We start from the raw sequence: 12,458 nt of genomic DNA on the forward strand, positions 1-12,458 counted from the left end.
ATCACGCCATCAGCGGCATCGCATCGATTTCAGCCAGCAAGGCCAACAATGCCGCCTCGACCGTTTGGCGCCGCACTGCGGCGCGGTCACCGTTGAAATGGCGCTCGAACGCACGTGTCAGCCCGGCAGGACCGGCAATACCGAACCAGACCAGCCCAACAGGCTTCTCGGCACTACCGCCCCCCGGCCCGGCAACGCCCGACACCGCAACCGCCCAGTCAGCCCGTGCAGCGCGCAGCGCCCCGGCCGCCATCTCGCGTACCGTCGCTTCACTAACCGCTCCATGCTCGGCCAAAGTTACGGCCTCGACACCGAGCAGTTGCTGCTTGGCAGCATTGCTGTAACTGACAAAACCCATGTCGAACCAGTTGGAGCTACCGGCCACGTCGGTGATCGCCCCGGCAATCAACCCGCCGGTGCATGATTCGGCCGCAGTGACGCGCTCACCACGAGCCAAGAGCTTTGCGCCTAATTGCTCAGCCAAGCTGCTCATAGCAACTCCGGAAGTGGGCGATCAGCCCATTGGTCGAGGCGTCGTGCGACAGCGCCTGCTCATTGGTCAGCTGCGGCAAGATCTTCGCTGCCAGCTGCTTGCCATACTCGACACCCCACTGGTCGAAGGAATTGATACCCCAGATCACACCCTGAACAAACACCTTGTGTTCGTAGAGCGCCAGCAACTTGCCGAGCGATCGTGGCGTCAGCTTGTCGACCGCCAGCGTGTTCGACGGCTGGTTGCCTGGAAACAGCTTCTGCGGAAGCAGCATGTCGATCTGCTCGCCGCTCAAGTTAAGCGTCGCCAGTTCGGCCAGCGCCTCCGCCTCGTTCTTGCCGCGCATCAACGCCTCGGTCTGGGCAAAGCCGTTGGCAACCAATACCGCATGCTGGTGATCGACCGGGTAATGGCTGTTCATCGGAACGATGAAGTCGCTCGGCACGAGGCGGGTACCCTGGTGCAGCAACTGGAAGAATGCATGCTGGCTGTTCACCCCTTCCTCGCCCCAGATCACCGGACCGGTATCGAAATCGAGCTTCTCGCCGAAACGACCGACCTGCTTGCCGTTCGACTCCATGTCGAGCTGCTGAATATGGGCCGGCAAGCGGCGCAGGCCGTGGTCGTACGGCATGATCGCATGGGTGTGCGCACCGTAGAAGGTGTTGTACCAGACACCGATCAACGCCATCAGCACCGGCATGTTGACCGAAAACGGCGCACTGAAGAAGTGCTCGTCCATCGCCCGGCCGCCGTCCAGAAACTCGGCGAAACACTTCGGCCCGATCGCCAACATCACCGGCAAGCCGATCGCCGACCAGGTCGAATAGCGCCCACCCACCCAGTCCCAGAACGGGAACATGTTTGCCGGGTCGATGCCGAATGTTGTCACCGCCTCGCGGTTGGTCGATACCGCGACGAAATGCTTGGCGATATCGGCGACGCCGGCGTACTGCAGGAACCAGCTACGCGCCGCCTCGGCATTGAGCCTCGTCTCCGGCGTAGTAAACGACTTCGACGCGACGATGAACAGCGTGGTCGCCGGGTCGAGTTGCTGCAGTGTCCTGGCGATGTGCGCACCGTCGACGTTGGAGACGAAGTGCACCCTCAACGCTGGATGCCAATAAGGCGCCAGCGCCTCGTGCACCATCAGAGGCCCCAAATCCGACCCGCCGATGCCCAGGTTCACCACATCGGTAATGCGCTGGCCGGTGTAACCGAGCCAGCGACCGTCGCGCACCGCGTCGGCAAACGCGTAGGCCCTCTCGAGCACCTCGTGCACCTGCCGCACCACATCGACGCCGTCGACCTCCAGGCTGGCCGAGCGCGGCAACCGCAATGCGGTATGCAGCACCGCCCGATCCTCGCTGACGTTGATCCTTTCGCCACCCTTCATCCGCTGCATCCAGCCGGCAAGGTCGGCCGTTTCAGCCAACTCGATCAGCAGCTCCAGCGTGCGCTCGGTTAGGCGGTTCTTCGAATAATCGAGCAGCAGACCATCGAGCTGCACGTTCATCCGGTCGAAACGATCTGGCTCCTGCGCGAACAGATCGCGCATATGCAGGTGCCGGGTAGCGCGCTGGTGCTGATGCAGCTTGGCCCACACCGGGGTGGTATTGATGTCGTTGTAGCGAATCGCGGCCATCGGGGTGTTGCGGTGTCCTGATTAAAGATAGGTGATATTAGTCTACTCGCACCGCATCGTCATAACAGTGGCGCGAGCAGCCCGGCTCACAGCTTGAGGAAGTTATCCCGGTAGTGCTTCATTTCCTCGATCGACTCGAGAATGTCGGCCAGCGCCTCGTGCTTGCCCTTCTTCACCACCCCCTTGGCCACTTCAGGCTTCCAGCGCTTGGCCAACTCCTTCAGCGTCGATACGTCGAGGTTGCGATAATGGAAATACGCTTCCAGCTTCGGCATCCAGCGCGCCATGAATCGGCGGTCCTGATGGATGGTGTTGCCGCACATCGGCGTGGTACGCGACGGCACATACTGCTCCATAAACGCTAGCAACTGCTGCTCGGCATCGGCCTCATTCACCGTCGAGGCCTTGACCTTATCGATCAGACCGGACTTTCCGTGGGTGTTCTTGTTCCAGTCGTCCATCGCATCGAGCACCGCATCTGCCTGATGGATCACCAGTACCGGCGACTCGGCTACCACGTTGAGATGGCTGTCGGTGACGATCATCGCCACTTCGATGATGCGGTCGCTGTCAGGGTTCAGCCCGGTCATTTCCATGTCGAGCCAGATGAGGTTGTTTTGATCTTGTGCCATACTTGCCGTTCTCTGCTAAATGCCGCTATTTTCCGTGAATGAAGCCCTGGCGGCAAACGCTCTGCCCATCTTCCCCTCTTTATGGCCACTACCCTGACCCTGTTGTTCCTGATTGCCCTGGCCGTCACGCTGGCGCTGCGCCTGTGGCTCGCCAGCCGCCAGATCGCCCATGTCCGCGCCCATCGCAACGCGGTACCCGTCGAGTTTTCCGGCGAAATCCCACTTTCTGACCATCAGAAGGCCGCCGACTATACCGTCGCCAAGACCCGGCTCGGCATGCTCAACGCCGCGACCGATACCGCGATGATCCTGCTGTTTACGCTGGGCGGCGGCCTCGAATGGCTCTGGCAGCTTTCGTCCCACTTGTTCAACGGCGACATCGCCCGCGGTCTGGCACTGGTTTGTGGCGTTACCATCATCAGTAGCCTGGTGTCGCTGCCGTTCACCATCGTCACCACATTCGGCATCGAGGCGCGTTATGGCTTCAACAAGATAACCCCAAAGCTGTTCATCGCCGACCTTCTGCGTGGCATCCTGCTATCGGCTGCACTGGGCCTGCCAATCCTTGCACTGGTGCTGTGGCTGATGGCCAAAATGGGCAGCGCCTGGTGGCTGTGGGTGTGGCTTGCTTGGACCGGCATCAGCCTGTTGATGCTGGTGCTCTACCCGACATTGATCGCCCCACTGTTCAACAAGTTCAGCCCACTTGATGACGCCTCGCTCAAAGAGCGCATCGAGGCGCTATTAACCCGCACCGGCTTCGCCTCGCGCGGCGTGTACGTAATGGACGGTTCGAAGCGCTCCAGTCACGGCAACGCGTACTTCACCGGCTTTGGCGCAGCCAAGCGCATCGTGTTCTTCGACACCCTACTCAAGCAGTTGACCCCTGCCGAAATCGAGGCGGTGCTGGCGCACGAGCTTGGCCACTTCAAGCTCAAACACATCACGCAACGGATGGTGCTGACCTTCGCACTGTCGCTCGGCTTCCTGTTCGTACTGGGACTGCTGATCGATGCACCGTGGTTCTATCAGGGCCTCGGCGTCGCCACGCCGTCGACCGCGATGGCACTGGTGCTGTTCTTTATGGCGGTGCCGGCATTCACCTTCCCGCTGACACCGCTATCCAGCCTACTGTCGCGTCGTCACGAGTACCAAGCCGACGACTTCGCCGCCAAGGAAACCGACTCGGGCGAGCTGATCCACGCCCTAACCAAGCTCTATCGCGACAATGCCGCAACGCTGACGCCCGACCCGCTGCATTCGGCGTTCTACGATTCGCACCCGCCCGCTGCGCTGCGCATCGCCCACCTCAAAGGAGCCCGACCATGAATCTGACTTCGCTGCGCTGTTCCACCGAGCACATGCGCGCCCCACTGGCCGACGCCACCCGTCTACAGCTGCTCGCCACCCTGCCCGACTGGCAGGTCGAAGGCATCGAACTGGTGAAGACGTTCAAGTTCGCCAATTACCATGAAGTAATGGCGTTCGTGAACGCGCTGGCCTGGATCGCCCACCAGGAAGACCACCACCCCGACCTGTCGGTGCACTATAACCGCGTGGTCGTGCGCTTCTCCAGCCACGACGCCGGCGCGCTGACGCTGAATGACTTCATTTGCGCCGCCAAGGCCGAAGCGCTGACCCAGCGCACCACCGCATGAAGAAACACGGTCAGATCGTCAAAAGCTACGGCCGCCGCTTCATCGTCGAGGCGGACGGCGACAGTTACGATTGCACCACCCGTGGCAAGCGGGTCGACTACGCCTGCGGCGACTTCGTCGACATTCTGGTTCAGAACCGTGAACAGGCGGTGATCGAGGGCTACCACGACCGTCACAGCCTGCTGTACCGGCAGGACGAGTGGCGCACCAAGCTGATCGCAGCCAACGTCAGTCGCATCCTGTTCGTCACCGCTGCAGTGCCGACCCCAAGCGAGGAGCTGCTCAATCGCGGACTGGTCGCCGCAGAGGCCGCCGATATCGACCCTGTGATCGTCGTCAACAAGACCGACCTGCCCGAAACCGCACTCTGGCTCGACCGGCTCGAAGCCTATAGGACGCTTGGCTACACGGTGATCACCCTGTCGGCCAAGCAGGATATTACCCCGCTCAAGCCCCTCCTCGAAGGCCAGACCAGTGTTTTCGTCGGCCAATCCGGCATGGGCAAGTCGACGCTAACCAACGCGCTACTACCTGACGCCAACGCCCGGGTTGGCGATATTTCCGAAGCGCTCGATTCTGGCCGGCACACCACCACCCATGCCGCGCTCTATCATCTGGACGATAACAGCCACCTGATCGATTCGCCCGGCCTGCAGGAGTTCGGGTTGAAACACCTGAAGGCGACCGACCTGGTGCATTACCTGCCGGACATGCGCCCCTATATCGGCCAGTGTCGCTTTCACAATTGCAGCCACCGCCAGGAGCCTGGCTGCGCGATCAAGGCAGCTGCCGAGAAAGGCGAGATCCGGCAATCTCGCCTCGAGTTTCTGCAGCGGCTGACCAATGAACTGTCAGGCTGATCCCACGCCATTTTCCCTTTCACGGCCGGCCCTTACGTCGGCCGCTTTTTATTGAAATTCTTGATACAAATCAAATTATTGAAACAGTTATATTTAAATTCCTTTGGAATATTTACAAAAACATCGTCCAGACATATTCTTGTAAGAAAACCATAACAGGCTAACGCTACGCTAAACAACGCTGACCACAAGAAACCTTAGGAGACACAGCATGACCAAACGTATTGCTCTGGTAACTGGCGGGATGGGCGGCATCGGCACTGCCATTTGCCGTGCACTGGCTGAAACCGGCCACACCGTCGTGACTACCTACAGCAAGCCCGGCAAGGATCAGGCATGGCTGTCGGACATGAAGGGCCTCGACCTCGACGTACACGCCTACCAACTGGACGTGACCGACTATGACGCCTGCCAAACCGTCATCGCCCAGATCCAGCAGGAAGTCGGCCCGATCGACGTTCTGGTCAACAACGCTGGCATCACCCGTGACGCCAGCTTCAAGAAGCTCGACAAGGCGGCCTGGGACGCAGTGATCAACACCAACCTGAACTCGGTGTTCAATATCACCAAGCCAGTGGTGGACAGCATGCTTGAGCGCGGCTTCGGCCGGGTGATCAACATTTCGTCGATCAACGGCCAGAAAGGCCAGTTCGGCCAGACCAACTACTCCGCCGCCAAAGCCGGCATGCACGGCTTCACCATGGCGCTGGCGCAGGAAGTGGCCAAGAAGGGTGTAACCGTCAACACCATCTCGCCGGGCTACATCGGCACCGAAATGGTGATGGCCGTGCCGGAAGACGTACGCAATAAGATCGTGGCTCAGATCCCGGTCGGCCGCCTCGGCAAGCCGGAAGAAATCGCCGGGCTGGTCAACTACCTGGCCTCGGACATCGCCGCCTTCATCACTGGCGCCGACTTCGCGATCAACGGTGGTCAGCACATGATGTAAGCAAGGCTGGCGAGCGACTTGCCTCCTTGAAAAAGCCCGGTCGACAGCCGGGCTTTTTTCATTCCTGCAGGCCCGCCCTCCTTACCGTCACCAACAATCGTCGCAAACGAAAACCGGCACAACACCAAGACCTCCGCCGAGTCAGATGGAAAATAACGCGGTAGATTTTTGTGGGCGCCCCCGAAGGCCGTAGAATGGGCCATCTGCCAACCAGCCCCACCCTAATCATGAGCCGCTTCTGGAGCCCCGTCGTCCACAACCTGACCCCGTACGTCCCCGGCGAGCAGCCCAAGCTCACCAATCTGATCAAGCTCAACACCAACGAAAACCCCTACGGCCCGTCGCCAAAGGTACAGGCCGCGATGCAGGCCGAGATCGCCGACACGCTACGCCTGTACCCGGACCCTAACGCCGACAAGCTCAAGGCCGCCATCGCCACCTACCACGGCGTAAGTCCGGCCGAAGTGTTTGTCGGCAACGGCTCGGACGAGGTGCTTGCCCACGCCTTCCAAGCCCTGCTCAAGCACGACGCGCCGCTGCTGTTCCCGGACATTACCTATAGCTTTTACCCGGTGTACTGCGGCCTCTACGGCATCGACTACCGCACGGTAGCACTGAGCGACACACTGGAAATCAGCACCGACGATTACCGCCAGGACTGCGGCGCGATCATCTTTCCCAACCCGAACGCCCCAACCGGCCGCCTTCTGGCCCGCGATGCGATCGAAACGCTACTAAACGAGCACCCTAACCAAGTGGTCGTGGTCGACGAAGCGTATATCGACTTCGGCGGCGACAGCGCCATCCCGCTAGTGTCGCGCTACCCGAACCTGCTGGTGGTGCAGACGCTATCCAAGTCGCGATCGCTCGCCGGCCTGCGCGTTGGTTTTGCGATCGGCCATCCTGCATTGATCGAGGCGCTGGAGCGGGTGAAGAACAGCTTCAACTCCTACCCGCTCGACCGCCTTGCCATCGCAGGCGCCGCCGCCTCGTTCGAGGATGAAGCGTACTTCCGCCAGACCTGCCAGGCAGTGATCAACAGCCGCGAAACACTGGTCGGCGAGCTGACCCACCTCGGCTTCGAGGTCTTGCCATCTGCTGCCAACTTCGTCTTTGCCCGCCACCCCCTGCGCGATGCCGCGACGCTCGCCGCCGCGCTGCGCGAGCGCGCCATCATCGTGCGCCACTTCCGCCAACCAAGGATCGAGCAGTTCCTGCGCATCAGCATCGGCACCGACGCCGAGTGCGGCGCACTTGTGAAAGCGCTAGAGGAATTGCTTTCGGCCTGAGCAATGCAACCTGACCCGGTTTCCGCCGAATACAGAGCGGCCCGCAACAAGCGGGCCGTTTTTTATCAGCTTCACGATAAGCAGAGCCCCTTCACCATTGCGCCCCTTCCCAGACAAACCTTGCCGACATCTGGCCGGCACAGCCGCTATAACGCAAGCAGTCTGGAGAACCCGTCATGCCAAGAACTCACTGGCGGCTATTGACGCTGTTGCTCGGCCTCCCCTGGGGGCAGGCTGCGCCAACTGAACGACACAACTGGTTTAACGAGCCTATCGTGCAGCTGTCATCCGAGCTACCCGACTGCCCCGCCCCCGACGGCCCCCTGCTGACCGAGGAACAGATGCGCGCGCAGGCGCACGACCGCATCGAGCGTGGCACCACTTGCTATCTCGCCCACGAATGCCGCTACGCCAACGCTTATTCCTATGATCCGGAAATCGCCGAGGCAGCAAGACAACGCTTGCAGGACAAACCGCTACTACGCGGCAGCACGCTATGGCTGACCGTACAGCGCCGCTTCGTTCGCATCGAAGGCTGCGCCACCTCGCAGCGGCAGCTCGACTACGTGGCCCGCACCCTGCGGGGACTGCCGGACGTGCAGCAAGTCGAAATCTACGCTCGGGTTCGCCTCCGCTAGAAGCCCCCTGAAACGACCCCATTACTGCCGCACTGACGGCATGAGCAGTCCGCCTGCACCACTTCGCCGAATCTGACCACCCAGCCATATTTGAAGGCGGCGCGCTCCACGGTTGACTCTGGCCGCCAGCTTGTTAGGCTGTGCGCTTTATCGAACCAGAAAGCATGAATAATGGCTGAATCGTTGATCGTAGACGGTGGCAATAAGGAAGAACGCTACCAAACGCTGCTGCCACAAGCAGAAGCGCTGATCGCCGGCGAGACCGACCTGATCGCAGCCCTTGCCAATCTGTCGGCGGCGCTCGCGACCACCTTCGACTGGTTGTGGACCGGTTTTTACCTCGTCAAAGGCGAGCAACTGGTGCTCGGCCCGTTCCAGGGACCAATCGCCTGCACCCGTATTCCGCACGGCCGTGGCGTTTGCGGCAGCGCCTGGGCGCGCAATGAGACGCTGGTCGTGCCTGATGTCGACGCCTTCCCGGGCCATATCGCCTGCTCGTCGGCAGCACGCTCCGAGATCGTCGTACCGATCCACGACACTACCGGCCGCGTGGTTGCCGTGCTCGATGTCGATTCGACCGAGCAGGCGAGCTTCGACGCTGTCGATGCCCGCCACCTGGAAGCGCTCGTCGCTAAACTTAGCCCGCTGTTTCCGGTAGCTGACTGAGCGCCTCGTCGAGCAAGGCACCGAGGCGACGCGAGCGCTCGCTCTCGTCCGCCCCCTCAAGGCTGACCGACAGCGCACTGGTAAGCACCGTGCGCAGCCGGTCGGCGAGCCCCTGCCGGCCTGCGCGCAGTGCACCTAATTGCTCGCTCGCCTGCAGCAGGCGGTCGCCGGTACGCTCGGCATCCTGACGCGCCGCATCGAGCGACGCCTGCAGCTCGAGCACCCGGGCGTCGAGCGCCTCGACCTTGGCGCCGAGCCGGCCATTTTCGCGTTCGCGCTCAACCAGTCGTTCGCGCCAAACCGTATCGATCTTGGCGCTGTCACGGCGTTGCTGCGCGAGCTCGTCCTCCAGCTTCTTGACCGACTGCTTCATCGCCTGGCGCTCGTCCTCGATCTGTTCATAGAGTCGCACACGCAAGCCCTCCAGGCGCTCATAGGCCAGCGCTTCGCGCTTGTCCGCCGCCTGCTTTTCCGCCTGCACCCGCTCCTCGGCCCGCGCCTCGATATCGCCGACCCGAGCATCGGCCTCACGCTGCACCTCACCGAGCTGCTTGCGCGACGCTTCGAGGCTGGCCGCCAACGCGGCCAGGTTCTCGTCCTGCGCCGTTCGGCGCGCCTCCTCTGCCGCCAAGCGTTGCTCAAGCTCGGCAATACGACCGACCTTCAACTCCAGCTCGCGACCGAGCGAGACCAGCGTCGCGTCACTCTCGGCCAACCTCTGCGTCAACTGCTCGCTCTCTTCCCGTAGCACCGCCACCTCGGCCTGCGCTTCGCTACGCACCGTCGCCAGCTCAGCATCAGCCGCATCACAGGCCTTCTGCCAAATTTCTTCGAATGCCTCGGCCAGACCGCTCGGCCAATCGGGCCGGCGTGACGACAGCGCCATCCGCGACAGGAAGTCCTGCCGCCAGGACTTCAGCGTGTTGTTTATCGTGGTGTTCGAGCCGGTGCCCAGGCGGTTGCGCACCTCAACCACTGTCGGCCAGATGCCTTCGCCGACCAGTTCATAGGCCGCCTGGCGAATCCGAGTGTAGATATCCGTCGTCATCTTGCTATCCGTAAGGCGCGGACGCGCCACTATTGCGATCTGCGGGAGTTCGGTGACCGTTCTACCACCAGGATTCCGGCCACCTCCCTAATGAGCGGCAGCATACCACAAGCCGCCCATTACGGATAAATCATATATTACGTAATACATTATATATTTACAAAACACTTCATAATTTTTCCGATAACTATACTTATCGGAAGTTTTTGGGCGATACTGCGCAAAACACATGCATCGATATGCACCTGAATTCAGCCGAACACCCATGAACCCGCCCTTCTCGCCCCCGGACACCCCAGGCCCTGTCAAATCTACCGAGCCCCACCTCATCGAACCTCGCCCGCTCATCGCCGCACGCAGCGACGAGGAACAGATCCTGACCTGGCTTGCCGAGCACACTGACAGCCCACGCACCCAGGCCAGCTACCGCAAGGAAGCCGAGCGCCTTATGCTGTGGCTATACCCCCGGCAACTCAGCCTCGCTCAGCTTAGCCGCGAGGACGTGCTGGCCTATGAACGCTTCTTGCAGAATCCGCCGGCCGAATGGGTCGGCCCGGCACGGCCTCGCCACCACCCCGATTGGAGACCACTGACCGGCCCGCTGTCGCCCAATAGCATTCGCCATGCGATGACGGTGCTCGGCGCTCTGTACGGCTACCTGATCGACGCTGGCGTCCTGCGCGGCAACCCGTTTCGCCTAGTGAAAAAACGCCGCTCCAACGGCACTGCCAAACATCTAGGCGTGGAGCGCTTTCTCGACAATGCGAGCTGGCAACGGGTGCTGGACGAAATCGACCAACTCCCCAGAGACACGCCGCGCCAACAAGAACACGCCACCCGCGCCGAATGGCTGTTCACCCTGCTTTACCTGACCGGCGCCCGACGCAGCGAAATTGCACAGGCGAGGATGGGGGACTGCTTCGAGCGGCGTGGCCGCTGGTGGTGGCGCGTCTACGGCAAGGGCGGCAGCGTCGCCGACGTGCCGGTTGGCGAAGAACTGTTATTGGCGCTGACGCGATACCGGCGGCAGCTTGGCCTGCCGGAACACCCCCACCCTGGCGAAGAGAGCCCGCTGGTGGGGCGCCTCACCGGGGACAGCGAGAAGCGCCTAGAGCCGCTGTCGGACAAAGCCATCTACCTGGTCGTGCGCGAGGTACTTCGCCGCACAGCCACACGCAGCGACGACCCAGCCATCCGACAGGTACTCGAATCGGCCAGCACCCACTGGCTGCGCCATACCGCAGCCAGCCACCAGCTCGACGCCGGCGTGCCACTACTGATGGTCAGCCAAAACCTACGGCACGCCAGCATCCAGACCACACGACGCTATCTGCACAGCGAGGACGACGCCCGCCACGCGGAGACCGGTCGACACAGCATGACGCGACGCAACAAGCCGGATTCGTTATGATGCCAGCCACATAGACCACTGCATCAACACCATGCCATTGCTGAAACAAGAAAAAAGCCTGTTGTTCGCCGCGCTGATCGCCGGCGCCGGATTTGCCCTGGAACATTCTCTACTGGAAGGTGGCCGACTACTGGCTGGCGCCTGCGCCCTCGCCCTCTTGGCGGTGATCATCGGCGTTGCACTACGCGTGGCTCACCATGCCGAAATGCTGGCCGAAAAACTCGGCGAGCCGTACGGCACAATGATTCTGACGCTGGCTGCCGTGGCGGTCGAAGTGGTGATTCTGGCAATCATGATGCTGGCCGGTGGTAGTCCGACACTGGCACGCGACACGGTATACTCGGCGCTGATGCTGGATATCAACGGCATTCTCGGCATCGCCGCGATCATCGGTGGCCTGAAACATGGGGAGCAGCCGTACAACCTGGATTCGGGCAACAGCTATGTATCGATGCTGCTGGTCGCGGTTGGTGTATCGATGTTCGTTCCCGAATTTGTGCCGCACGACAAATGGCAGGCGTTCTCTGCATTCAACATCGTGGCGATGCTGGTGCTATATGGACTGTTCCTGAAGATGCAGACCGGCCGTCACAGCTATTTCTTCAGCTACAGCCAGCCCAACAAGGCGCATGACGAGGGCGAGCACGACGCAGCCACAATCCGCACCGGCCGCCACGCCGGCCTGCTGTTGGCGAGCATCGTACTGATCGGCGTACTGTCCGAACTGATGGCCGCCTTCCTCGGCAAGGGTCTGGAAGGCAGCGGCCTGCCGGCCATCATCCCGGCCATCGTCGTCGCGCTGATCTCGGCCAGCCCGGAGATCCTCACCGCAATGCGCGCTGCGCTCGATAATCGGATGCAGGCGGTGCTGAACATCGCGCTCGGCGCCTCGCTCGCCACCGTGGTGCTAACCATCCCGGTGATCGAGGGCATCGCGCTTTACACCGGTCAGCCGATCGAGATGGGCATGACGCCAATCCAGACCACGCTGATGCTGCTGACCCTGCTGGTCGCCTCGATCAATCTGAACGACGGCGAGACCAACGCAATCGAAGGCTATACGCACGCAGCCCTGTTCGCGACCTTCCTGTTTCTATCCGGCATCGGACTGTAGCGCCCGCCCCGGCAGACAACCAAAGACAAAGGGCACCCTATGGGTGTAATGCCGT

The 12,458-nt window shown here is 61.5% G+C and carries 13 protein-coding genes; 9 read left to right on the plus strand and 4 right to left on the minus strand.

The window, feature by feature from the left end; translation table 11 throughout:
• Window position 1: 1 nt before the first annotated feature.
• From pncC to orn, 3 genes are all read right to left on the minus strand, one after another.
• A complete protein-coding gene (gene pncC, locus QU481_RS01640; RefSeq protein ID WP_289828123.1) occupies window positions 2–493 on the minus strand; it encodes a nicotinamide-nucleotide amidase in 492 nt (163 codons plus the stop codon).
• Window positions 477–2,138 carry a glucose-6-phosphate isomerase gene (gene pgi, locus QU481_RS01645; RefSeq protein ID WP_289828124.1) on the minus strand — a complete coding sequence of 554 codons (1,662 nt, stop codon included), beginning with the start codon at window positions 2,136–2,138 and terminating at the stop codon, window positions 477–479. The genes pncC and pgi overlap by 17 nt, the downstream gene beginning before the upstream one ends.
• 86 nt (window positions 2,139–2,224) lie before the next feature.
• Window positions 2,225–2,770, minus strand: a complete 546-nt coding sequence (gene orn, locus QU481_RS01650) for an oligoribonuclease (RefSeq protein ID WP_289828125.1) — start codon at window positions 2,768–2,770, stop codon at window positions 2,225–2,227.
• A gap of 81 nt (window positions 2,771–2,851) precedes the next feature.
• On the opposite strand from orn, the gene QU481_RS01655 reads away from it, so the two are divergent.
• The 7 genes from QU481_RS01655 (at window position 2,852) to QU481_RS01685 (ending at window position 8,830) form a co-directional block, all read left to right on the plus strand.
• A complete protein-coding gene (locus tag QU481_RS01655) occupies window positions 2,852–4,099 on the plus strand; it encodes a M48 family metallopeptidase (RefSeq protein WP_289828126.1) in 1,248 nt (415 codons plus the stop codon).
• Complete coding sequence (locus QU481_RS01660) at window positions 4,096–4,428, plus strand: 4a-hydroxytetrahydrobiopterin dehydratase (protein ID WP_289828127.1); 333 nt, start codon at window positions 4,096–4,098, stop codon at window positions 4,426–4,428. The genes QU481_RS01655 and QU481_RS01660 overlap by 4 nt, the downstream gene beginning before the upstream one ends.
• Window positions 4,425–5,288: a ribosome small subunit-dependent GTPase A gene (rsgA, locus tag QU481_RS01665; protein ID WP_289828128.1), complete on the plus strand. Its 864-nt coding sequence runs from the start codon at window positions 4,425–4,427 to the stop codon at window positions 5,286–5,288. Before QU481_RS01660 ends, rsgA begins: the two co-directional genes overlap by 4 nt.
• 211 nt (window positions 5,289–5,499) lie before the next feature.
• Window positions 5,500–6,237, plus strand: coding sequence for a beta-ketoacyl-ACP reductase (locus QU481_RS01670; RefSeq protein WP_289828129.1), 738 nt, complete (start codon window positions 5,500–5,502; stop codon window positions 6,235–6,237).
• Between the two features lie 194 nt (window positions 6,238–6,431).
• Window positions 6,432–7,526, plus strand: a complete 1,095-nt coding sequence (gene hisC, locus QU481_RS01675; RefSeq protein ID WP_289828130.1) for a histidinol-phosphate transaminase — start codon at window positions 6,432–6,434, stop codon at window positions 7,524–7,526.
• A gap of 176 nt (window positions 7,527–7,702) precedes the next feature.
• Window positions 7,703–8,164 carry a YbeD family protein gene (locus tag QU481_RS01680; protein ID WP_289828131.1) on the plus strand — a complete coding sequence of 154 codons (462 nt, stop codon included), beginning with the start codon at window positions 7,703–7,705 and terminating at the stop codon, window positions 8,162–8,164.
• 171 nt (window positions 8,165–8,335) lie between these two features.
• A complete protein-coding gene (locus tag QU481_RS01685) occupies window positions 8,336–8,830 on the plus strand; it encodes a GAF domain-containing protein (protein ID WP_289828132.1) in 495 nt (164 codons plus the stop codon).
• Here QU481_RS01685 and QU481_RS01690 read toward each other — a convergent pair.
• Window positions 8,802–9,878: a DNA-binding protein gene (locus QU481_RS01690; RefSeq protein ID WP_289828133.1), complete on the minus strand. Its 1,077-nt coding sequence runs from the start codon at window positions 9,876–9,878 to the stop codon at window positions 8,802–8,804. The two genes, QU481_RS01685 and QU481_RS01690, sit on opposite strands and share 29 nt — an antisense overlap.
• Window positions 9,879–10,143: 265 nt before the next feature.
• Between QU481_RS01690 and QU481_RS01695 the strand changes: the two genes are divergently transcribed.
• Both QU481_RS01695 and QU481_RS01700 read left to right on the plus strand, forming a co-directional pair.
• Entirely contained in the window at window positions 10,144–11,289 is a 1,146-nt protein-coding gene (locus QU481_RS01695; protein WP_289828134.1) for a tyrosine-type recombinase/integrase, read from the plus strand.
• A gap of 31 nt (window positions 11,290–11,320) precedes the next feature.
• Complete coding sequence (locus tag QU481_RS01700; RefSeq protein WP_289828136.1) at window positions 11,321–12,403, plus strand: calcium:cation antiporter; 1,083 nt, start codon at window positions 11,321–11,323, stop codon at window positions 12,401–12,403.
• The last annotated feature ends 55 nt before the right edge of the window (window positions 12,404–12,458 follow it).

Origin of the sequence: Crenobacter oryzisoli, from assembly GCF_030385785.1 — a bacterium.
GTDB classification, from domain to species: Bacteria; Pseudomonadota; Gammaproteobacteria; order Burkholderiales; family Chromobacteriaceae; genus Crenobacter_A; species Crenobacter_A oryzisoli.

What these genes read in the sequence shown, in the direction of transcription:
- orn (WP_289828125.1), bottom strand. Translation starts at nt 2,770, where the DNA reads ATGGCACAAGATCAAAACAACCTCATCTGGCTCGACATGGAAATGACC.
- QU481_RS01695 (WP_289828134.1), top strand. Translation starts at nt 10,144, where the DNA reads ATGAACCCGCCCTTCTCGCCCCCGGACACCCCAGGCCCTGTCAAATCT.
- pncC (WP_289828123.1), bottom strand. Translation starts at nt 493, where the DNA reads ATGAGCAGCTTGGCTGAGCAATTAGGCGCAAAGCTCTTGGCTCGTGGT.
- pgi (WP_289828124.1), bottom strand. Translation starts at nt 2,138, where the DNA reads ATGGCCGCGATTCGCTACAACGACATCAATACCACCCCGGTGTGGGCC.
- QU481_RS01660 (WP_289828127.1), top strand. Translation starts at nt 4,096, where the DNA reads ATGAATCTGACTTCGCTGCGCTGTTCCACCGAGCACATGCGCGCCCCA.
- rsgA (WP_289828128.1), top strand. Translation starts at nt 4,425, where the DNA reads ATGAAGAAACACGGTCAGATCGTCAAAAGCTACGGCCGCCGCTTCATC.
- QU481_RS01690 (WP_289828133.1), bottom strand. Translation starts at nt 9,878, where the DNA reads ATGACGACGGATATCTACACTCGGATTCGCCAGGCGGCCTATGAACTG.
- QU481_RS01700 (WP_289828136.1), top strand. Translation starts at nt 11,321, where the DNA reads ATGCCATTGCTGAAACAAGAAAAAAGCCTGTTGTTCGCCGCGCTGATC.
- QU481_RS01655 (WP_289828126.1), top strand. Translation starts at nt 2,852, where the DNA reads ATGGCCACTACCCTGACCCTGTTGTTCCTGATTGCCCTGGCCGTCACG.
- QU481_RS01680 (WP_289828131.1), top strand. Translation starts at nt 7,703, where the DNA reads ATGCCAAGAACTCACTGGCGGCTATTGACGCTGTTGCTCGGCCTCCCC.
- QU481_RS01670 (WP_289828129.1), top strand. Translation starts at nt 5,500, where the DNA reads ATGACCAAACGTATTGCTCTGGTAACTGGCGGGATGGGCGGCATCGGC.
- QU481_RS01685 (WP_289828132.1), top strand. Translation starts at nt 8,336, where the DNA reads ATGGCTGAATCGTTGATCGTAGACGGTGGCAATAAGGAAGAACGCTAC.
- hisC (WP_289828130.1), top strand. Translation starts at nt 6,432, where the DNA reads ATGGGCCATCTGCCAACCAGCCCCACCCTAATCATGAGCCGCTTCTGG.